General features: G+C 37.1%; 15 protein-coding genes. 9 read left to right on the top strand and 6 right to left on the bottom strand.

Annotation, left to right across the window (positions count from 1 at the left end):
* Nucleotides 1-7 precede the first annotated feature (7 nt).
* A complete protein-coding gene (gene coaE, locus EV07_RS00195) occupies nucleotides 8-640 on the top strand; it encodes a dephospho-CoA kinase (protein WP_052043813.1) in 633 nt (210 codons plus the stop codon).
* Nucleotides 641-643: 3 nt separating this feature from the next.
* Here coaE and gatB read toward each other — a convergent pair whose 3' ends face one another.
* Nucleotides 644-2,122, bottom strand: coding sequence for an Asp-tRNA(Asn)/Glu-tRNA(Gln) amidotransferase subunit GatB (gatB, locus tag EV07_RS00190; RefSeq protein WP_036916354.1), 1,479 nt, complete (start codon nucleotides 2,120-2,122; stop codon nucleotides 644-646).
* Nucleotides 2,123-2,228: 106 nt separating this feature from the next.
* On the opposite strand from gatB, the gene EV07_RS00185 reads away from it, so the two are divergent.
* A complete protein-coding gene (locus tag EV07_RS00185; protein ID WP_036916353.1) occupies nucleotides 2,229-3,341 on the top strand; it encodes an FAD-dependent oxidoreductase in 1,113 nt (370 codons plus the stop codon).
* A 42-nt stretch (nucleotides 3,342-3,383) separates the two neighbouring features.
* Here EV07_RS00185 and ndk read toward each other — a convergent pair whose 3' ends face one another.
* Nucleotides 3,384-3,839: a nucleoside-diphosphate kinase gene (gene ndk, locus EV07_RS00180; protein ID WP_036916352.1), complete on the bottom strand. Its 456-nt coding sequence runs from the start codon at nucleotides 3,837-3,839 to the stop codon at nucleotides 3,384-3,386.
* Between the two features lie 148 nt (nucleotides 3,840-3,987).
* Here ndk and speA point away from each other — a divergent pair, with 148 nt between their 5' ends.
* Nucleotides 3,988-5,940 (top strand): biosynthetic arginine decarboxylase, encoded by a 1,953-nt coding sequence (speA, locus tag EV07_RS00175; protein WP_036916351.1) that lies wholly within the window; start codon nucleotides 3,988-3,990, stop codon nucleotides 5,938-5,940.
* A 2-nt stretch (nucleotides 5,941-5,942) separates the two neighbouring features.
* Here the strand turns inward: speA and alaS are convergent, their stop codons facing one another.
* Nucleotides 5,943-8,621, bottom strand: a complete 2,679-nt coding sequence (alaS, locus tag EV07_RS00170; protein ID WP_036916350.1) for an alanine--tRNA ligase — start codon at nucleotides 8,619-8,621, stop codon at nucleotides 5,943-5,945.
* Nucleotides 8,622-8,818: 197 nt separating this feature from the next.
* Here alaS and EV07_RS00165 point away from each other — a divergent pair, with 197 nt between their 5' ends.
* From EV07_RS00165 to EV07_RS00140, 6 genes are all read left to right on the top strand, one after another.
* A complete protein-coding gene (locus tag EV07_RS00165; RefSeq protein ID WP_036916349.1) occupies nucleotides 8,819-12,004 on the top strand; it encodes a DEAD/DEAH box helicase in 3,186 nt (1,061 codons plus the stop codon).
* 6 nt (nucleotides 12,005-12,010) lie between these two features.
* Nucleotides 12,011-12,904 (top strand): SWIM zinc finger family protein, encoded by an 894-nt coding sequence (locus tag EV07_RS00160; RefSeq protein WP_036916347.1) that lies wholly within the window; start codon nucleotides 12,011-12,013, stop codon nucleotides 12,902-12,904.
* Nucleotides 12,905-13,020: 116 nt separating this feature from the next.
* Nucleotides 13,021-14,793, top strand: coding sequence for a diflavin flavoprotein (locus EV07_RS00155; RefSeq protein ID WP_052043814.1), 1,773 nt, complete (start codon nucleotides 13,021-13,023; stop codon nucleotides 14,791-14,793).
* Between the two features lie 14 nt (nucleotides 14,794-14,807).
* A complete protein-coding gene (locus tag EV07_RS00150; protein WP_036916345.1) occupies nucleotides 14,808-16,628 on the top strand; it encodes a diflavin flavoprotein in 1,821 nt (606 codons plus the stop codon).
* A 30-nt stretch (nucleotides 16,629-16,658) separates the two neighbouring features.
* Nucleotides 16,659-17,201, top strand: coding sequence for an NAD(P)H-dependent oxidoreductase (locus EV07_RS00145; RefSeq protein WP_241433959.1), 543 nt, complete (start codon nucleotides 16,659-16,661; stop codon nucleotides 17,199-17,201).
* Nucleotides 17,202-17,398: 197 nt separating this feature from the next.
* Nucleotides 17,399-17,632, top strand: coding sequence for a hypothetical protein (locus tag EV07_RS00140; protein WP_152557509.1), 234 nt, complete (start codon nucleotides 17,399-17,401; stop codon nucleotides 17,630-17,632).
* Nucleotides 17,633-17,648: 16 nt separating this feature from the next.
* Here the strand turns inward: EV07_RS00140 and mrdA are convergent, their stop codons facing one another.
* The 3 genes from mrdA to EV07_RS00125 are packed head-to-tail and all read right to left on the bottom strand — an operon-like array spanning nucleotide 17,649 to nucleotide 20,461.
* Nucleotides 17,649-19,442 carry a penicillin-binding protein 2 gene (gene mrdA, locus EV07_RS00135; RefSeq protein ID WP_081936905.1) on the bottom strand — a complete coding sequence of 598 codons (1,794 nt, stop codon included), beginning with the start codon at nucleotides 19,440-19,442 and terminating at the stop codon, nucleotides 17,649-17,651.
* A gap of 26 nt (nucleotides 19,443-19,468) precedes the next feature.
* Nucleotides 19,469-19,840, bottom strand: a complete 372-nt coding sequence (locus EV07_RS00130) for a hypothetical protein (RefSeq protein ID WP_052043815.1) — start codon at nucleotides 19,838-19,840, stop codon at nucleotides 19,469-19,471.
* Nucleotides 19,841-19,849: 9 nt separating this feature from the next.
* Entirely contained in the window at nucleotides 19,850-20,461 is a 612-nt protein-coding gene (locus EV07_RS00125; protein WP_036916340.1) for a hypothetical protein, read from the bottom strand.
* Nucleotides 20,462-20,621: the final 160 nt, after the last annotated feature.

Here is a 20,621-nt window from a genome sequence, read left to right as displayed (position 1 = left end):
CTATTTCTTGAAAGTTTTAAAGGTTACAGCTGAAAACCGTTGGAATGGTAACCAACGACGTATAGGCATTACTGGTGGTATCGCTAGTGGGAAAAGCTCTGTTGCTAAATACTTAAGCAACATCAAAAACATTCCAATTCTTGATGCAGATCTATTTGCAAGAGAAGCACTTACACAAAAAATAGAAATAAATCAGCAAATAATTAAAAGGTATGGCCTTAGGATTGCTAGAGAAACAAAGTTTCCCCAGGAAATAAATAGATTAGAATTAGGCGAAATAATATTTTCCGATCCAAAAGAAAAGTTGTGGATTGAAAGCCTAATTCATCCTTATGTAAAAAGAAGATTCTATGACGAACTGAAGAGATACAAATCAAGACCAATATTAGCCTTAGTTATTCCATTATTATTTGAAGCCAACCTTACAAATATATGCAGCGAAATTTGGCTTATTTATTGTACAATTAGTCAACAATATGAACGTCTTAATATACGAAATAATTTTAACTATGAGCAATCTAGGTGTAGAATAGAATCACAAATAGCAATCGACAATAAAAGAGATATGAGCGATAAAATTATTGATAATAGTAAAAGTATTGAATTTTCATATAGGCAAATAGATAAGCTATTAGAATAACTTTTAAGTGCTATTAAGCTTCTCAGACAGAATTTGATTTGCGAGCTTCGGATCAGCCTTGCCACTAGTCATTTTCATTATTTGACCAATAAAGAAACCTTGCAATTTCTTCTTACCTCCGCGATAAGCCTTTACTTCATTCGGGTGATTGGAGATTAATGTATCAATTATTTCAGCAATAAGAGTAGGGTCACTAATCATTCCCAAACCTTTTGAATCAACTAACTCTTTAGGAGATCCGCCGTGTTTGAGGAGTTCTGGCAAAATTTCTTTTGCAATCTTCCCACTGATCTTTCCTTCAACAATTAATTGAACCAACTCAGCAAGTTCTTGTGGAGTAAATACAAGGTTCCCAAAAGTTTTTCTATTAGCATTTACAGAGGCTGCAAGATCACCTGTTATCCAATTGGCTGCCAACTTTGCATCAGCTCCTGATAAAACAGCAGTTTCAAAGTATTGAGCCATCTGTGCATCATCGGTCAAAACTCGTGCATCATATGCAGAAAGAGCAAGTTCTTGCACATATCTATGGCGTTTAGCAGAAGGCAATTCAGGTAATTCTGATCTCCATTTTTCCTGAAGCTCATTACTTACTTCAATAGGACCAAGATCTGGATCAGGAAAATATCTATAATCGCTACTGCCTTCTTTAGAGCGCATGCTTTTAGTAAGTTGTTTGTTTTCATCCCAAAGTCTGGTTTCTTGAAAAACTTTCTCTCCACTTTCATAAGCTTTTATTTGACGTTGAATCTCATATTCACAAGCCTTCTGAATCGCAGAAAATGAATTCATATTTTTAATTTCAACTTTTGTACCAAAAGGAGCCTCAGGTCCTCGCCTAACAGAAATATTCACATCACATCTTAAAGAACCCTCTTGCATATTGCCATCAGAGACACCTAAATAACGAACGATCCTTCTTATTTCAGAAGCATATTCTGATGCTTCCCTACCTGAACGTAAGTCTGGCTTACTGACAATCTCAGCCAATGCAACTCCAGCACGATTGTAGTCAACTAAAGAATATGTAGAGCCTGCTAAACGATCACTTCCTGCATGAACTAATTTGCCAGCATCCTCTTCCATATGCAATCTCTCTATACCTATCTTCTTTAGATAAGTTTCTTTACCTTTTTCCGCTACTTCCACTTCAATCCATCCCTCTTCTGCAATAGGTTCGTCATATTGAGAGATCTGGTAATTCTTAGGTAAATCAGGGTAAAAATATTGCTTTCTATCAAACTTACAATGATTAGAGATTCTTAAATTCAAAGCCATAGCTGCTTTCACGGCATACTCAAGAACTTTTTTATTTAGGACAGGTAGAGTCCCAGGAAGGCCACAAACCACAGGATCAATATGAGTATTGGGCTCATCACCAAAATTTGTAGAAGCACCAGTAAATATCTTGCTATCTGTACCTAGCTGTACATGAGTTTCTAAACCAATAACTGGTTCCCATTCAACTGCAACTTCTGGCATTACTCACATATCCGGTTATTTACATGCATCCTATGGACATATAGACCAAATTGGATAGACATCTTGATCTTAAAGGCTCAAACTTAGCAATAAACAAGCCAAAACAATGGCTCTACCGATCAACAATCCTTTACTAATCCTAGGTGGTGGCTTGATGGGGCTGGCATTGGCTCATTCATTAGCCAAAAAAGGTCGTTCAGTCGAAGTGTTAAGCCGAAGACGTAATGAAGCTGCTGGATTTGTCGCAGCTGGCATGCTAGCCCCACATGCAGAAGGCCTTTATGGAAACCTACTAAAGCTTGGACAGGCAAGCCTTAATGAAGTGCCTCATTGGGTACAAACAATAGAATCTGATAGTGGTATTAGCTGTGGATTACGAGAATGTGGAATAGTGGTTCCTTTTAAAAGAATTGACCATAGAAAAGCATACCCAACTGCACATCTTGGTGAATACCTAAATCAGCATGAATTAAAAGAAGAAATCCCAGGAATTGCATCTCACTGGAAAAGCGGGTTACTCTTCAAACAAGATGGGCAAATAGACAATAGACGAAGACTAATGCGAGCCCTCGAGAAAGCATGTGTGGAGCTAGGGGTAGGTTTCCAAGAAGGAGTTGAAGTTTTAGAAATACTCCACGAAGAAAATATTTTCACAGGAATTTACTTGAGGAATGCAGAAGGAAAAACAAAAAAAATAACGGCAGAAGAAGCTGTTTTATGTAGTGGCGCGTGGAGTAATCAATTATTTAACGAAATACCTATTTCCCCAGTAAAAGGCCAAATGTTTTCAATACAAGGGCCCAAAGACTCTCTAAAACGAATCATATTTGGACCAGGGATTTATTTAGTTCCCCGTGAAGATGGCCTTATAGTTGTTGGTGCTACAAGTGAAGCTAATGCTGGCTTTGCTGAAGGTTTAACACCTGATGGTCAAGCACAATTACAAGAAGGCCTAAACTCCTTGCTTCCTATAGCAAGTTCTTGGCCACATATGGAGCGATGGTGGGGCTTTCGTCCATGCACACCAGATGAGGCACCTGTACTTGGTAATTCATCAATAAAGGGTTTGTGGCTTGCTACAGGGCATCACAGAAACGGTGTCCTATTAGCAGCTATTACATCCAAATTACTAACAAAGCTTATATATCAAGAGCCTCTGTCTAAAAAGGAAAAAGATCTACTCTTAGCCTTCAAATGGAATCGATTTACTGCTGAGTAAATAGAGAATGGAGTTTCATTGATCTCTTCGACTGAGCACTATTTATTCCACTTTCCAAGACTGATCAGAAGGGGTCCAATCATTTAATTCATCAGAGTTAAACCATAAAGCAATCTCAAAACCTGCAGTCTCAGGACCATCAGAGCCATGAATCACATTTCTGCCGATGTTAATAGCAAGATCTCCACGAATAGTGCCGGGTTCTGCTTCGAGAGGTTTGGTTCCACCAATCAATCGTCTTGCACTAGCAATAACACCATCACCCTCCCAAACCATTGCCACCACAGGTCCACTAGTAATAAAGTTCACCAAGCCTCCAAAAAAAGGACGTTCTCGATGGACACCATAATGCTTTTCAGCTAAATCCTTGCTAGGAATTAGCTGTTTTAAAGCAACTAATTTAAAGCCCTTACGCTCAAAACGCCCCAGAATCTCACCAACTAATCCCCTTTGAACACCATCAGGTTTGATAGCCAGAAAAGTCCTTTCAACAACCATAAAACTAAATAAATTACTAATGAAGCTATCGTCTTCTGAAAAGTACCCTCTTGGCAAGCAAAACAATAGGATTAGATAAAACTTTTCTTAGACTGCTTGCAAAAATTGAAATCCTTTAGGTTTTCACTATTAACTTTCATTTTCGCACTTGACACAACTTGACCCCACCAGCAAGAAAAACACATGGACTGTCAACGACAGTGCCATTTTATATGGTCTTGACCGATGGGGGGGAACCTATTTCACAATAAATAAATCTGGGAATATTAAAGTTAGTCCTCGAGGTGGAGAAAATCATGGCATAGACCTTACACATCTTTTAAATGAATTAAAAGGAAGAAACTTAAAGCCACCCATATTACTTCGCTTTGATGACATTCTTGAAGACAGAATCACAAGACTCCATCAAGCTTTTGAACATGCAATTAATAAGTACAGTTATCAAAATAAATACAAAGGTGTCTTCCCAATCAAATGTAATCAGCAACGGCATGTTGTCGAAGAAATAATCAAAATTGGTCAAAAATGGCACTTTGGACTTGAAGCAGGAAGTAAAGCCGAACTACTAATCGCTCTGTCCTTAATTGACGACCCAGAAGCTTTCTTAATCTGTAATGGCTACAAAGATATGAGGTATATAGAGACAGCTATACTTGCACGACAACTTGGAAGACAACCGGTAATAGTAATTGAACAAGTAGACGAGGTGAAGCGTATAATCACAGCAAGCAAAACTCTTGGTGCAGCACCCTTAATTGGACTAAGAGCAAAGCTATCAAGTCAAAGCAGTGGGCGATGGGGAACTTCATCTGGAGCAAACTCCAAGTTTGGGCTATCAATACCTGAAATTCACCAAGCAATCAAAGAATTAAAAGCTGCTAATCTCCTCAAAGAATTACACTTGCTTCACTTTCATATAGGAAGTCAGATTAACGATATTGCTATTCTTAAAAATGCTTTACAAGAAGCTGGGCAAATTTATGTCGAATTAAAGCGTCTAGGTGCGCCAATGGGATATCTAGATGTAGGAGGTGGACTAGGCATTGACTATGACGGTAGTCGAACATCAACTTCTGCATCTACAAACTATTCGCTTCAGAATTATGCAAATGATGTAGTAGCAACAATTCAGGAATGTTGCAAATCAAAAGATATAAAAGTTCCAACCTTAATAAGTGAAAGTGGGCGAAGTATATCAAGTCATTTTTCAATTCTGATCTTTAATGTTCTAGGTACCAGCTCAGTCCAAACAAATATTCCAAACCAAACAAATGATGAATGTCTAACTCTAAAGAACCTTCGCGATACGTTAAAGACCCTTCAAAATAATTGCGATTCAAAAGAAATCGATATAACAAAACTCCAAGAAGCATGGAATGACGCCTTGAAATTCAAAGAAGACGCATTGGCAGCCTTTAGGCTTGGTTTCATTGATTTAACCACCAGAGCCACAGCAGAACAGCTCACCTGGGCATGTGCAAAAAAATTGAGAGACTATATCCCAAATGACCTAAATCTTCAAATTCCAGAAGAACTCAAAGATCTAAATGCTGCACTTGCTGCTACATATTATGCAAACATTTCTATTTTTCGTTCAGCTCCAGATACATGGGCAATAGAACAACTTTTTCCAATTATGCCAATTCATCGACTCAACGAAAAACCAAGTGAACTAGGACATTTTGCAGACCTAACATGTGACTCAGACGGAAAACTTGCAAGATTTATTGATAATGGAAAAGTCAAGTCGTTACTGGAGTTACATACAGTTCATCCAGATAAGGAGTATTTCATAGGGATGTTCCTTGGAGGAGCCTATCAAGAAGTAATGGGCAATCTACATAACCTTTTTGGTAATACTAATGCAGTGCATATACGTTTAACTACACATGGGAAATACAAACTTCATCATGTTGTTCGAGGAAATACTAAAAGCGATGTACTTCATGCAATGGAACATGATTCAGAACAATTATTAGAAAGACTTCGAATGGCAAGTGAATTAGCCATAGAACAAGGAGTCCTAAAGATACATGATGCTCAACGTCTCATAGAACATATAGAAACAAGCCTCCGACAAAGCACCTATCTGCAAGAATAAAGTCAATCCAAAAATTTAATTAACTGATCTCTTGCAAAATCCAAAGCTTTATCCAGTGCATGAGGATCACGTCCACCAGCTTGAGCTAAGTTTGGGCGGCCTCCTCCACCTCCTCCACAGAGCTTAGCTATTGGAGAAAGAAACTTACCAGCATGAAGGCCCTTATTAATAACTTCTGAGCCAAAAGCAGAGACTAAGATTACTTTTGTTCCATTTTCAAGCTCTGGTGTTCCAGCTAATACAACAGCTGAATTGACACCCAATTGATCAACTATGATTTTTGCTGCAGACTGTAAGGCGTCACCAGTAACACCATCAAGACGTTCAACAAGGTATTGACTCTTACCAAGAGATATAGATTTAGTAAGTAGACTTAAAGCCTTGGAAGAGGCCAGTTCAATATTGGATTTATCCAATGATTTAGTTAGTGCTTTAACCTCATCTTGTAAGGTAATTACTCGATCAACAATCTCATTAGATTGGACCTTAAACGTTTTACTTAGAGTTCTCACAACTGCATCTCGCTCATTTAAATAACTGAGAACACCTTGACCTGAAATAGCTTCAATACGACGAATACCTGCAGCAATACCAGTCTCATTGACAATTTTAAACAACCCTATTTCAGCTGTATTGGAAACATGTGTGCCACCACAAAGTTCCATGGAAACACCAGGGACATCAACGACTCGAACTGTATCTCCATATTTTTCACCAAACATTGCAACAGCACCAGCAGATTTGGCATCATCAAGAGTCATGTCTCTAAAAACTAACGTATGTTCCTCTGCAATCCAAGAATTGATTAGTTTCTCAATTTCTTGCAATTCCTTAAATTCAACTGGACGTGAAGAATGAAAGTCAAAACGTAGGCGATCAAACCCTACTAAAGATCCTGCTTGACTAATCTCAGAGTCGACAACCTTCTTCAAAGCAGATTGCAACAAATGAGTCGCAGTATGATTTGAACGGGCACATCTGCGACAAAACCTATCAACACTAACTTGAACAATATCACCCAAATGCAGAATGCCATGCCTGACAACTCCGGAATGAACAAAAGCACCTTTGACTCGTCGTACAGTGTCAATTTCAATTAAACAATCCGTCTTATCTGAAAAGGTCCGACTAATCAGTCCTCTATCCCCTACTTGCCCACCACCTTCACCATAGAAAGTAGTGGTATCAAGAACTAAATCAATTTTGTCTCCTATAGCACATTTCGATGTAGAAACTCCATTTAAAACTATGGCTTGAACCGTGCTTGATTGCTCTAACTGTTGATAGCCTTGAAAAGTAGTTTCACCTAATTCACTTACAACTTTGTTAATAGCATCTTGAAGTGTTAAGTCAATAGTCGAAACAGCAGCCTTGGCTCTCTGACGCTGTTTATCCATTGCCAAATGAAACCCGGTTAAATCAACCCGTAATGAATTTTCCTCAGCAACCTCCTGTGTTAACTCAACAGGGAAACCATAAGTGTCATAAAGTTCAAATGCTTGCTCTCCTGTAATCTCTTTTGGATTAGAAGCAAGCATATCAGACAATAACTGTTCTCCCCTTTCCAGAGTTTCGAGAAAACGAGATTCTTCTCTCTGAAGCTCTTGCAAAATCTTCAAACGTCTTTCAACTAATTGTGGGAAAGTAGTCTGCATATGTTCAATAGCAACTTCTGCAATCTGAGTTAAAAATGGTTTCCGAATTCCGAGCAAACGTCCGTGTCTAACTACACGTCTAAGTAATCTCCTTAATATATAACCCCGGCCAAGATTACTAGCAAAAACCCCATCACTTATCAAATGAACGCAAGCTCGAGTATGATCACCAATAACCTTGAAAGATACCCTGTCTTTTTCCACTACTTTTCGGTAGTCAATATTTACTAAAGAAGCAACCTTTTGAAGCAAAGGGAAAATCAAATCAGTTTCATAATTATTAGAGACTCTCTGTAAAATTTGTGCCATTCGCTCCAAACCCATTCCTGTATCAATATTGCAATTTGCTAAAGATTCCAATCTCCCCTGAGCATCTCGGTTGTATTGCATAAAAACCAAATTATAAAATTCTATAAATCGACTATCATTTTCTAAGTCAATTTGCTCATTTCCCTCTTCTGGATGAAAATCATAATAAAGTTCTGAACAAGGACCACAAGGCCCTGTCGGACCAGATGACCAAAAATTATCAGCTTCATCCATCCGAATAATTCGAGAAGGATTCACTCCAACGACATCTCTCCATATATCTTCTGCTTCTTTATCTTCTCGAAAAACACTTACAACTATATTATTGGGATCCAAGCCAAAAACACTTGTACTCAGCTCCCAGGCCCATTGAATTGCTTCCTTTTTAAAATAATCACCAAAAGAAAAATTTCCTAGCATCTCAAAAAAGGTATGATGTCGTGCTGTCTTACCAACATTTTCAATGTCATTTGTTCTTATACATTTCTGACTAGTTGTTACTCTTTTTGATACGATTTCTTCATGCCCAAGAAAAACAGGTTTAAAAGGGAGCATTCCAGCAATAGTAAGTAATACAGTTGGGTCTTTAGGCACTAAAGATGCACTAGGCATGATTTTATGCCCGCGTTGCTCAAAAAAATTCAAAAATGCAGACCTTATTTCATCTCCTGTAAGAGATTTCATAGTAGATTTTGACGACACTCGTTCAACTTCCATAACAAACTTGAGAGTTGGGAAACAATGCACCAATACATGGCGCAAGTTCAAAATAGAAAAGAAATAACTACCTTCTCATAAATCTACCTAATTAACTGTCATTATTAGCTATGAAATTTATCAAAATAACTATTGTTATTGCATGCTACAAAGGAAGCAAAGAAGAAAAGCAATTAGATGTGTAATACATTCCTCATATGAGCTTGCTACATGCTACTTGGTTGACCTCCTCTGAAGAATTGCCAAATGGCAAATCTTCAGTGTTATTTCTTTGGGCAGAGGCATGGAAAATGGCCATGCCAGAAGAAGCAAAAACCAGTCCTTGTGATAATCCATTGGCACTATCTTCAAAAGAGTTAAAACTTTGGTTAAAGAAAAAAAACTTATTGCCTCAAGAGTTAAAAGAAATCAAAGCATCGCTCACACTTCCAAGTAAGTTTGCCATAAGTAACAGGACTACTGACAATAAAAACAGCTCTAAAGAAGAAGGATGGACTACTCTCCCCTTACTCGCAGGTGAAGCAACCCCAGAAAAATATGAATGGTGGCCATGGCAAATAGAAGGCATAACACTCACTGCTTTGGAAGCTTCCAAATGGCTAACACAATTACCTCTATCACAAAAAGATTATGACCTTAGCGAAGAAATACTTTGGTGGACACATTTACAACGTTGGACATTTAGTCTAATCGCAAATGGATCATGGCTGCCACAGATCGAGTTATTCAAAAAGGAACCACAACAATATCGCGCTCGATGGGTTCCATTATTGAACCAAGAAAATGAGCGAAAACGATTAGAAGAATTTGTTCAAAAAATGCCTATGGCTGCCATGTGTGCAGTTCCTTGGATAGATGCAAGAAAACAAAAAAGCAAGAAAATAGGAACAGCTATTCTCCCAATAAACCCCATTGCATCATTACGGGTCGAACAAAACCGTTTTGTAGTTATCAAAATAGTAGAAGAAATTCTTGATGCTCAACTTCGAAAAGATTTTGAAGAAAAAAGCAATAGTCTAGACCCATTGCTCTCAGCTTGGCAAAAAGCACTGGGATCAACAGATGGATTTATTGACTTATCAGATGTAGAAATAAAACGCTTGGAAAAGGCTAGTACAAATTGGAAAGCAGGGCTATCTAGCAATCTCAGAGATGCAAAAACATGCCTCCAATTAATTCCACCAAATGATAATGAAAGTCTATGGGATTTACATTTCCTATTACAAGCAGAGTCCAATCCAGAACTTACAATTTCTGCAGCCAAAGTGTGGGAAGCAGAATCCAATAGTATAGAAATCGGAGAAGTTAAAATTGCACAACCTAGTGAAATTCTCCTAGAAGGTCTAGGAAGAGCTCTGAATATTTTTCCTACTATTGAAAGAGGTTTGGAAAGCGCAACACCTCATATGATGCAACTATCACCAGTTGAAGCTTTTATACTTATCAAAACAGCATCAAAAAAACTTCGTGATGCTGGAATTGGTGTAATACTTCCAAAAAGTTTATCAAAGGGGTTATCAAATCGACTAGGTCTAACTATCAACGCTGAGCTTAAAGAAGCATCTAAAGGAGCAATGGCTCAAGAGCAACTTGACTGGAGTTGGGAGTTAATGATAGGTGGTCTACCATTAACAATGAAAGAATTAGAAGGCCTTGCAAAGAAAAAAAGTCCTCTAGTTAATCACAAAGATACTTGGATCGAGTTACGGCCAAACGATCTAAAAAATGTTGAAATTTTTTTTTCTAATCCACCTCAACTCAATTTGAATGAAGCATTAACGCTGACTGCAACTCAAGGGAACACCCTCATGAAACTTCCCATACATTTATTTGATGCTGGGCCACGATTAAGAACTGTATTAGAGCAATACCACCACCAACAATCACCAGAAGCTTTACCAGAACCGGAAGGATTTGATGGTCAATTAAGACCTTATCAACAAAGAGGTCTTGGGTGGCTTGCTTTTTTATATCGTTTTCATCAAGGTGCTTGCCTCGCAGATGATATGGGATTGGGAAAAACTATTCAATTACTAGCATTTATCCAAAGGTTAAAAAACCAAGGAGAGCTATCAAAGCCTATATTACTTATTGCACCTACTTCGGTTCTAACCAACTGGATAAGAGAAGCAAAAGCATTTACTCCAAAATTACGCCTTATTGAGCACTATGGCACACAAAGAGCAAGTACTATTGAAAAGCTAAAGCAATTACTGAAACAAATTGATATCTGTATAACAAGTTATAATCTAGCTTTTAGAGATAATGAGCTCTTAAAGAATGTCGACTGGCAAGGTATTGTTATAGATGAAGCACAAGCTATAAAAAATCCACATGCAAAGCAAAGTATTGCTATCAGAGATATCAGTAAAGACCTAAAACAGAATCCTCTGCGCATTGCACTCACAGGAACACCCGTCGAAAACCGTATCAGTGAACTATGGGCTCTGATGAATTTCCTAAACCCTAAAGTATTAGGAGAAGAAGATTTTTTTAATCAACGCTACAAACTTCCTATTGAGCATTATGGAGATATCTCTTCTTTAAAAGATCTAAAAGCACGTGTAAGTCCGTTTATATTACGACGATTAAAAACAGACCAGTCAATTATTTCAGATTTACCAAATAAAATTGAGTTAAATGAATGGGTAAGTCTCAGCAAAGAACAAGAACATCTATACAACAAAACAGTGGAAACCACTCTCAAAGAAATCGCAACATCACCACTAGGACAACGGCATGGGAAAACTCTAGGGCTACTTACTCGTCTCAAACAAATTTGCAATCACCCCGCACTTAGTCTAAAAGAAACAGAGGTTACTCAAGATTTCCTAGAGCGCTCTTCAAAGCTACAACGACTTGATCAGATACTTGAAGAGGTCATTGAAACGAAAGATAGAGCTTTACTATTTACCCAATTCACTGAATGGGGCTACTTATTGCAATCGTATCTACAAAAAAAATGGGCATCTGAAATTTATTTTCTCCATGGAGGTAGCTCCAAAATGCAAAGGCAAGAAATGGTAGATCGGTTTCAAAATGATCCACGCGGACCACAGCTTTTTTTACTCTCATTAAAAGCAGGAGGATTAGGTTTAAATTTAACTAGAGCAAATCATGTTTTTCATATTGATAGATGGTGGAATCCAGCAGTAGAAAATCAAGCTACTGATCGTGCATATCGAATTGGGCAAACTAAAAGTGTAATTGTTCATAAATTCATTACCACAGGTTCTATTGAAGAAAAAATCAATCAAATGATCTGTGAAAAATCACAGCTTGCTGAAGATATCATTGGATCAGGAGAAAATTGGCTAGGCAAGCTTAGTGTTGAAGAGTTAAGCAAATTAGTTGTCTTAGAAAGCAATGCATCAAAGAGCTGAAGAAGAATGAATAACTCTGAAATAACAACAGCTATTGGTAGAGAAGGGCTTGGGAAGCAATCCTGGTGGGTTGAGCAATGGATGGAACTAATAAACTCCTATCGCTACAAAAAACGCCTAGAACGCGCCTGGGGCTATGCGAGAGAAGGTAATGTCACGTCAATTCGCTTCGAAGGTCGAAGAATTCATGCAAGGGTTCAAGGTACAGAAAACAAACCATACAAAGTAAAAATTTGGCTGGATATTCTAGATGATGAGGATTGGGGATATGTCATAGACGCATTAGCACAAAAAGCAAAATGGTCAGCACAATTATTAGCTGGAGTGATGCCAAAAGACATAGAACAAGCTTTTGCCACTACAGGTAAAAGATTATTTCCCTTCAATCTTCAAGAAGTAAAAAGTGAATGTAACTGTCCTGATCCAGCAAACCCATGCAAACATGTAAGTGCTGTTTATTTTTTAATGGGAGAACAATTTAAAGAAGATCCTTTTATTCTTTTTCAATTACGTGGAAAGGATAAAAATACATTGTTATCAGACCTAGTTAACAAAAGACGTTTCAAGAAGAAAGAGAATGTAAAAGCAACTGATAAATTGAAAAATACATCTAATAGTAAAAATAAAAGGTTTAAAGATAAAATAATGAGCACTCCAGATCTTTGGTGGTCATACACAAGTACTTTAGATGATGACTTGGTAGTAATAACCTCATCAACAGAAAAAACATCTGGGGCTTCAATTGCCGGAGATCTACCATTAGCTGCAAATCCAGAATTCCCTGAATCGCAAATTAGGTTCATTAAAGATTTAATTTCTTTCAGTCAAGTTCAAGCCCAAAAAGCAATGATAAGCGCAATGTCAGTCAATACTGAAAATGAATCCAGTGAAAGTATTTGATAAATAGAAAGGAGCTGTAGTCAAAACAATCAAGAACGATATGGTTTCTTTTCTCTCGAATAAGTCTCATATCCAGACTTCACAACTTAAAGTATTCAACATGATCGGCACAATACATGACGACTAACTCACCATCCGTCATAGAAAAAACAGCAAATAGACCTAAGCTTTCATTGCAATGCAAGGGCATAGGTCCAAATACCACCACTATTCGTTCACTGGATTGGGAGCGGAGTCGATTTGATATTGAGTTTGGGTTGCGCAATGGAACTACATACAACAGTTTTATTATTCAAGGAGAGAAAACTGCTTTAATCGATACAAGCCATGCGAAATTTCAAGGCTTATGGTTGAAAGTTTTAGAAGAAACAATCGATCCGAAAACTATTGATTATTTAATAGTCAGTCATACGGAACCAGATCATTCAGGATTAATTAGTAACATCCTTGATCTAAATAACGAAATTGAAATTTATGGTTCAAAAGTAGCATTGCAATTTCTAGAAAACCAAGTTCACCGTTCATTCAAATCAACAGCTATAAAAACTGGTAATACACTTGAGCTAGGAAAGAATCCATCAAATGGTATTAATCACAACCTTGAATTTATAAGTGCTCCAAATCTTCATTGGCCAGACACTATTTTTTCGTTTGATCATGGCACAAAAATTCTTTATACATGTGATGCCTTTGGACTCCATTACTGTACTGATGAGCTATATGATCTAAATCCTGAATTAATTAATGAAGACTTTCGTTACTATTATGATTGCTTAATGGGACCAAATGCTCGCAGTGTACTTCAAGCACTAAAAAGAATTAAAAGCTTACCAGAAATAAACACAATCGCAGTTGGCCACGGACCTCTACTACACCATAATATCGAGCTATGGCTAAATAATTATCATTCCTGGAGTAGTCAACGAAATACAGCCGATGGATATGTAGCAATTTGCTATATCAGCCAATATGGTTTTTGTGATCAACTTAGTCAGGCAATTGCATTAGGAGCTAATAAAGCTGAAGCACAGGTACAACTTGTTGATATCCGATCCTCTGATAGTCAAGAACTTAGTGCACTAATTGGAGATGCAAAAGCAGTCATTCTACCAACATGGCCAAATGAAGCTGATGAAGAACTGCAAAGCTCAATAGGAACACTACTTGCAGCATTAAAACAAAAACAATGGATAGGTGTATATGAAAGTTTTGGAGAGAGTGATGAGCCAATTGATGTGATTGCCAACCAACTCAGAGGGCTTGGCCAAAAAGAAGCTTTCTCGCCATTAAGAATAAAAAAATCACCTGATGCAAATACATTTCAACGGTTTGAAGAAGCTGGAACTGATCTAGGGCAAATACTCAACCGCAAAAAGAACATTGCTACTATAAAGAGCTTAGATGGTGATCTCGTGAAAGCCCTTGGCCGTATTAGTGGAGGTCTATATGTCGTAACTGCTAGTCAAGGCAAAGGGAAAGATAAAAGAAGAGGTGCAATGATAGCAAGCTGGGTCAGTCAAGCAAGTTTTTCACCTCCTGGACTCACTGTTGCAGTTGCAAAAGATCGTGCAATCGAGAGTCTCATGCAGGTGGGTGATCGCTTTGTCTTAAATGTCTTAGAAGAAAACAACTACCAGAAATTATTTAGACAATTTCTAAAAAGATTTCCTCCAGGAGCGGATCGTTTTGAAGGTATTCCCATAATAGACAATATCGCACAAGGAGGTCCAGTATTAAGTGAGGGGCTAGCATATTTAGATTGTCTGGTAAAGCAAAGACTAGAAACTACTGATCACTGGATTATTTATGGAGTAGTAGAACATGGCAATATTTCCAATTCAGAAGCAAAAACAGCCGTTCACCATCGCAAGGCCGGAACCTCTTACTAAAATCAAATCCTGAAATGAATCAATTATCTACACAAGAGGAAAATCAAAAAAGTATTATAAATCTTTCAATTGACGATGGATTTATATCTCTGAGATGTCTCAGTCCTAAAAAACTAAGATTTGGAGTCGAATATTCCTTAGGGAAAGGAACAACGTCTAATTCATTTCTTTTTTTTAATACTAACTCTTCAGCAATATTAATTAATCCTCCTGGATCCAATTTTGAAGAGATATATATCCCAACTTTACAAACAATCATCTCTAAAGAAATTAAAGAGCTAATAGTAATTGTTGGCCACATCAACCCTAATCGAGTAAATCTCCTTAGAAAGCTTGCCTCCACATATAAGAATCTAAAAATAATCTGCTCTAATCCAGGTGGGAAAATACTTCAAGAACTATGGACACAAAGCAAGCCTAACAAGAATGAGCCTATTACAAGCTCAAAGCCAAAAACGCCTCCAATCCCAAAAATTGAGTTGATAAAACAAGATCAATCTATTTCTATTGCTAATGGTTACGTTCTCAAATTAATCCCATCGCCAACAGCTCGTTGGCCAGGTGGACTAATAGTTTTTGAAGAAACAACAGGTTTTCTTATGAGTGACAAGCTTTTTGGGGCACACATTTGCACCGCAGAATGGTCAGAAAGAAATAGAGCCAGTACAGAAGAAGAGCGCAGGCATTACTTTGACTGTCTAATGACTCCTATGGTGAGTCAAATTAATAGAATTGTAGAAAAGCTCGAATTACTTAACATCAGTTCGATTGCACCTAGTCATGGTCCAACTATTGAAAGTAGTTGGCGTAGTTTATTAAATGATTACCAAAGATGGGGGGATCAACAAAGTAAATCATCTATCAATATTGTTATGTTATTTGCAAGCGCTTATGGAAATACAGCAGCTATTGCAGATACTCTTGCAAAAGGAATTAGCTCAACAGGCATTCACGTAAAAAGTCTGAATTGTGAATTCACCTCAACTAATGAATTATTAACTGCTATACAAGAAGCTGAAGGGTATCTCATTGGATCGCCAACTCTAGGTGGGCATGCACCAACTCCTATTATCTCTGCTCTTGGCACTCTTCTTTCCGAAGGAGATAGAAAGAAGCCTGTTGGTATATTTGGTAGTTATGGATGGAGTGGAGAAGCTATAGATCTATTAGAAAAAAAATTACTTGATGGTGGCTTTGAGTTTGGTTTCAATCCTATCAAAATTAAATTCAGCCCTAATGCTGAGATGTTAAAAACATTAGAGGAAACAGGAACAAAATTTGGGCGACAACTAATTAAAGAAAAAAATAGGCAAGAACGTCGATTAACAGGAGGTATTAATATCAGCAAAAGCGATCCTGCGTTATTAGCATTAGGAAAAGTGGTTGGATCATTATCTGTATTAACAGCACAAAAAACGGGGGAGGAGAGTGATATAAATAGTGCAATGGTTGCAAGCTGGATTAGCCAAGCAAGTTTTTCACCCCCTGGAATCACAATTGCTGTAGCCAAAGACAGGGCTGTAGAATCTCTTCTGCATATTGAAGACCTTTTTGCCTTAAATATCCTTAATCAGAGTAATCACCAAAAACTACTTAAACAATTTCTTCAACCTTTTTTACCAGGAGCAAATCGTTTATCAGGCCTTGATCTACTGAGAACCCCAGGTAATCAACCAATACTACCAGAAGCATTGGCATGGCTTGAATGTTGTGTCAAGCAACGTATGGAATGTGGGGATCATTGGCTAATATATGCAGAAGTTATATATGGCAAAGTTTTAGATAAAAGTGGGGTTACAGCTGTACATCATCGTCGTACAGGAGCAAATTATTAAGCATGAATTCTGATAAATATAAGTAAAGGTATGATTCCCAACCATTCGATGGCCTCTACAAAAAGCTTACTGATCATTACTGCTAGTGATGGCGAAAATCTAAAGTTAGCAAAACAGTTTGCTGCTATTGGGAAAGAAATAGTGAAAAACCCTGAAATAATTGACCTTACAACCCTTGATATCCCTATTTTTACTCCAAAAACACAAAACAATTCATGTATTCCATCAGACATAGATAAACTTAACTCTCACATGCTCTCAAAAAGCCACTGGGTTGTTTGTGCGCCTGAATACAATGGTTCTATCCCACCCGTTTTAACTAACGCGATTGCTTGGCTGTCAGTACAAGACAAAGATTTTCGTAAATTATTCAATGGACGTCCTATTGCAATGGCCAGCTTTTCTGGAGGAGGTTGCATGGAATTACTGATATCAATGCGTATACAACTCACTCACCTTGGTGCACAAGTAGTTGGACGGCAATTAGCTAGTAATAAGAGCAACCCAGCAAAAGATGAATCAATCAAAGATATTTTACAAAGATTACTAGCAATGAATCCTTTGAATATTTAAAAGCAAGTCTCTCCTTAGAACTCACTATATATAGAGTCATTAAAAATTTAAAACTTTCCAAGGGAAAACCTGATTACATGAAGAATCATGCAGTTATGTTGCAGTGCAATGGTTTCTCGTCAATATTTTTTTCTCGTTAAAGGAGACAAAAATCGATCTTATGCCTTGGTACACTATATATAGTTTAAAATAGCAACATGGCAGTTTTACCCTTTAAAAATCAAATGAGGATTTTTTCTACATCAAAGTCTGTAATTCGCTATAGAGGTTTTGTTTTAATAGAACAACTCAACAAAAGTTGGTTGATTAGGCCGGAGAAAAGTCCGCTTGTCTTGCTCCCGTTTAGAACGTCAATTTGTTCATTAATAGAAGCAAAACAGATTTTGGAAAGCAAGTTATCTGAACAAGAAAGAAGTTTAGAAGTTGCTTAACATTTGAACTAAACAACTAATTACTAGTATATTTCTCATGCCATTTTTGTAGAATTTTTTGAGCCATGGGAAGAGCATGAACTGAACCTCCACCAGGTGTATTTTGAGCAAAAGCAACAATAACAATTTCACTTGATTCAAAGGGTGCAAAGCATGCAAACCAAGCATGGTCTTGTCCACCAGTACTATCCTCAGCCGTTCCTGTTTTTCCTGCAGCTGGAGGCAAAGTTGGTAGATTCCATGTTAAATTTCTACCCGTGCCAGAATCTACAACTCTTCTAAGCCCTTCTCTTATTGTCTCCAAAGTACTAGCTTTAATATCTACCTTTGTTCGATAACGAGAAGACATCCAATCAATATCACCGTCAACAAAATGAGGAGTAATTAAATAACCTCCATTAGCAAAAACAGCATAGGCTCGGGCTAATTGCAAAGGTGTAACCTGTACTACTGCCTGTCCTATCGATGCACTTGCAATATCTTCAGGTATCCATGGTGTCGAGCCTGGTCGACCCCAGCCTCTCCCCCTAGATGCCCACTCCTTATTCCCAACAAACCCTTTACTCTCCTCTGCTCCAATCTCAACGCCTGTATGCTTATTAAAGCCTAATTGGATAGCAACTTTATATAATTCATCAATACCAACCCCAACACCTACCTGATAAAAAAAAGTATTACTTGAAACCCTAAAAGCATCCTCATAACCTATTGCTCCCCATCCTTTACGATTATGCTCAGGGAAGCAATGACCTCCGTACTTTATACAGGAAGCTGTTTTTAAAATTATGTTAGGTGGAAACTTACCAGTCTCCATACCAGCCATACCTGTGACAATTTTCCAAGTACTTCCAGGATCATAAGCATTTAATGCTCGACTGAATAATGGTGAATTATTGGATAAAAATATTTCCTTATATTCCTTTTCTGTTCGAAGAGATCTTGTGAAAAAATTAGGGTCAAAACCTGGCTTACTAGCCATAGCTTTAATAGCACCAGTATTAGGATCTAATGCAACGATTGCGCCAGCAACTTTATCTGCTAAGACATCTTCAGCAATATTCTGTAGATCAAAATCTAGTGTTACTTGTAAATCATTCCCTGCCTTAGGAGATTCAAAACCAAGACTTCGTTGAATCTTTCCAGAAGCATTGACTTCTAACATTTCCCCACCCCATTTACCCCGTAAATGTTTTTCAAAAGCTGCTTCTAAACCAATTCTGCCTATAACATCATTCATTTTATATCCCTGTTTATAAAGCCTACGATATTCATCAAGATTAATTGATTGTGTATAACCAAGAACGTGAGAGGCCCAATTTTTATTAGGGTAATAACGCACTGATTCTGTTTGAATTTGGGCTCCAACAAAAGTGCTCGCAAGCTCCTTAAACTTCAAAACTTGTATATTAGATAAATCATATAATAAATTAATGCTGAACTGATTATTTAATATTCCTTGTTTATAAGAATATTCGAGATCTTCTAAATCAACTTTAAGCAAATTAGATAATCTACTTAATAGGATAGGCAATTTTATTTTATCAACTAAATGAGGTTGCAATATCAAATTAAACCTTAATTTATTATCAGCCAATAAACGACCATTGGCACTAATTATCTTTCCTCTAATTGGTGGATTAGATACTAATCGTATACGATTCTCATCTGAAAGTTTTCTATAAAATGATCCTCTAATTATTTGCAACCAAAAAAGTCTTCCTGTAATAGAAGAAAATAAAAATATTATCAATAGGAGTAAAATATTACTCTGATTTGTTTTATAATTGAATTTACGATGCTTTAAATTCACTAGGATAATTTCTAATCTTTTTCAATTCAGTCAACTGGTTTATCTAAATAAGAACTAATTAAATTAAGCCTTTTATCTATTCTATTTAAAATGTATACCAGAGAATCTTGATCCGTAGAATTCACTTCTTCAGAGACTTCTTGAGGGTTCACAGATACTTCGATATCAACAACTGGGTTACCTAAACCAGGATATAATTCATCAAGCTTTTCTCTAACTAATTTAGATGAAAAAGAGCCTTCTTCACGAAGCTGATCTAATGAATAATTAGAAGAGATAAAATCTTGAACAACTTTTGTCGGTCCTGCTTTCTGTACTCGATTTGTAAGTGCGAGTCCCACAGGCAGCACATTATCCATCAACATAAAATGAATATCTTTTAGTTGAAAACCTGACATAAATAAAAGTTATTTAATTCCAGAGTTATTAGGCGAAGAAAAATATGGAGTACAACTATTGCTAGAAAAACCTAATGACCAACCTCCAAAGACAGAAAGACAACAAACTACAACGAAAGGAAAAAGGGCTTTTTGGGTTGTATCTATAGAAAGCCACTCTTTCCACTCCCTATAAAAACGCTCTCTAGCAAAACGTTTTCTTTCTTTTAACTCAAGATTTGATCGCCGTTTGAAAGAGTTGGTTACCCACTTTTCAAACGCACGTTTTTTCGTAACTGCCATCTTACGCTCGATTTCAAGCAACTGTCCAGAAGTTAAGTCTGGATGAAAAGTGCTTATCAACTCAAGACTTTTCAAAAACATTTCTACTGATGCATCCTTAATAAGCCTTTGATCCTCATCTAAAAAATTCCAATCAATCTCCGGATAAAAACGAGTTCGATTCAAAGTAATTTGATCTTCACCAATTTGGCCAGGCTCTCTTAACCAACGGTCTGTATTAGTATCAAACCGTCTCCAATATAGAAAAGGATTAAGGAAGATGGTTTTACCGGCTAATTTAATGCTGTCATGTTGAAGTCTACGATCAACACTTAATTCCGACTGATTAGCTACTGTCAATGTATTTATAAGCTGTTAATTTAGACTAGCTAAAATCTTATTTTTTACCAGCCCACAACAATAAACTACATATCTAAATGGTATGAATCTTTAAGTAAAACAACCTGATAAAACCTTTATTTCTTAGGAACTTCCTTTTGAAGAGCTTAGACAAATCAAA

The sequence above is a fragment of the Prochlorococcus sp. MIT 0603 genome, assembly GCF_000760215.1.
Lineage (GTDB): Bacteria > Cyanobacteriota > Cyanobacteriia > PCC-6307 > Cyanobiaceae > Prochlorococcus_E.
This window is presented reverse-complemented; position numbering and strand designations above follow the sequence as displayed.

Excerpts from the sequence above, each read along its gene's own strand:
- gatB (WP_036916354.1), bottom strand. The coding sequence starts at position 2,122 with ATGCCAGAAGTTGCAGTTGAATGGGAACCAGTTATTGGTTTAGAAACT.
- EV07_RS00185 (WP_036916353.1), top strand. The coding sequence starts at position 2,229 with ATGGCTCTACCGATCAACAATCCTTTACTAATCCTAGGTGGTGGCTTG.
- ndk (WP_036916352.1), bottom strand. The coding sequence starts at position 3,839 with ATGGTTGTTGAAAGGACTTTTCTGGCTATCAAACCTGATGGTGTTCAA.
- alaS (WP_036916350.1), bottom strand. The coding sequence starts at position 8,621 with ATGGAAGTTGAACGAGTGTCGTCAAAATCTACTATGAAATCTCTTACA.
- EV07_RS00165 (WP_036916349.1), top strand. The coding sequence starts at position 8,819 with ATGAGCTTGCTACATGCTACTTGGTTGACCTCCTCTGAAGAATTGCCA.
- EV07_RS00160 (WP_036916347.1), top strand. The coding sequence starts at position 12,011 with ATGAATAACTCTGAAATAACAACAGCTATTGGTAGAGAAGGGCTTGGG.
- EV07_RS00155 (WP_052043814.1), top strand. The coding sequence starts at position 13,021 with ATGACGACTAACTCACCATCCGTCATAGAAAAAACAGCAAATAGACCT.
- EV07_RS00150 (WP_036916345.1), top strand. The coding sequence starts at position 14,808 with ATGAATCAATTATCTACACAAGAGGAAAATCAAAAAAGTATTATAAAT.
- EV07_RS00145 (WP_241433959.1), top strand. The coding sequence starts at position 16,659 with ATGATTCCCAACCATTCGATGGCCTCTACAAAAAGCTTACTGATCATT.
- EV07_RS00140 (WP_152557509.1), top strand. The coding sequence starts at position 17,399 with ATGGCAGTTTTACCCTTTAAAAATCAAATGAGGATTTTTTCTACATCA.
- EV07_RS00130 (WP_052043815.1), bottom strand. The coding sequence starts at position 19,840 with ATGTCAGGTTTTCAACTAAAAGATATTCATTTTATGTTGATGGATAAT.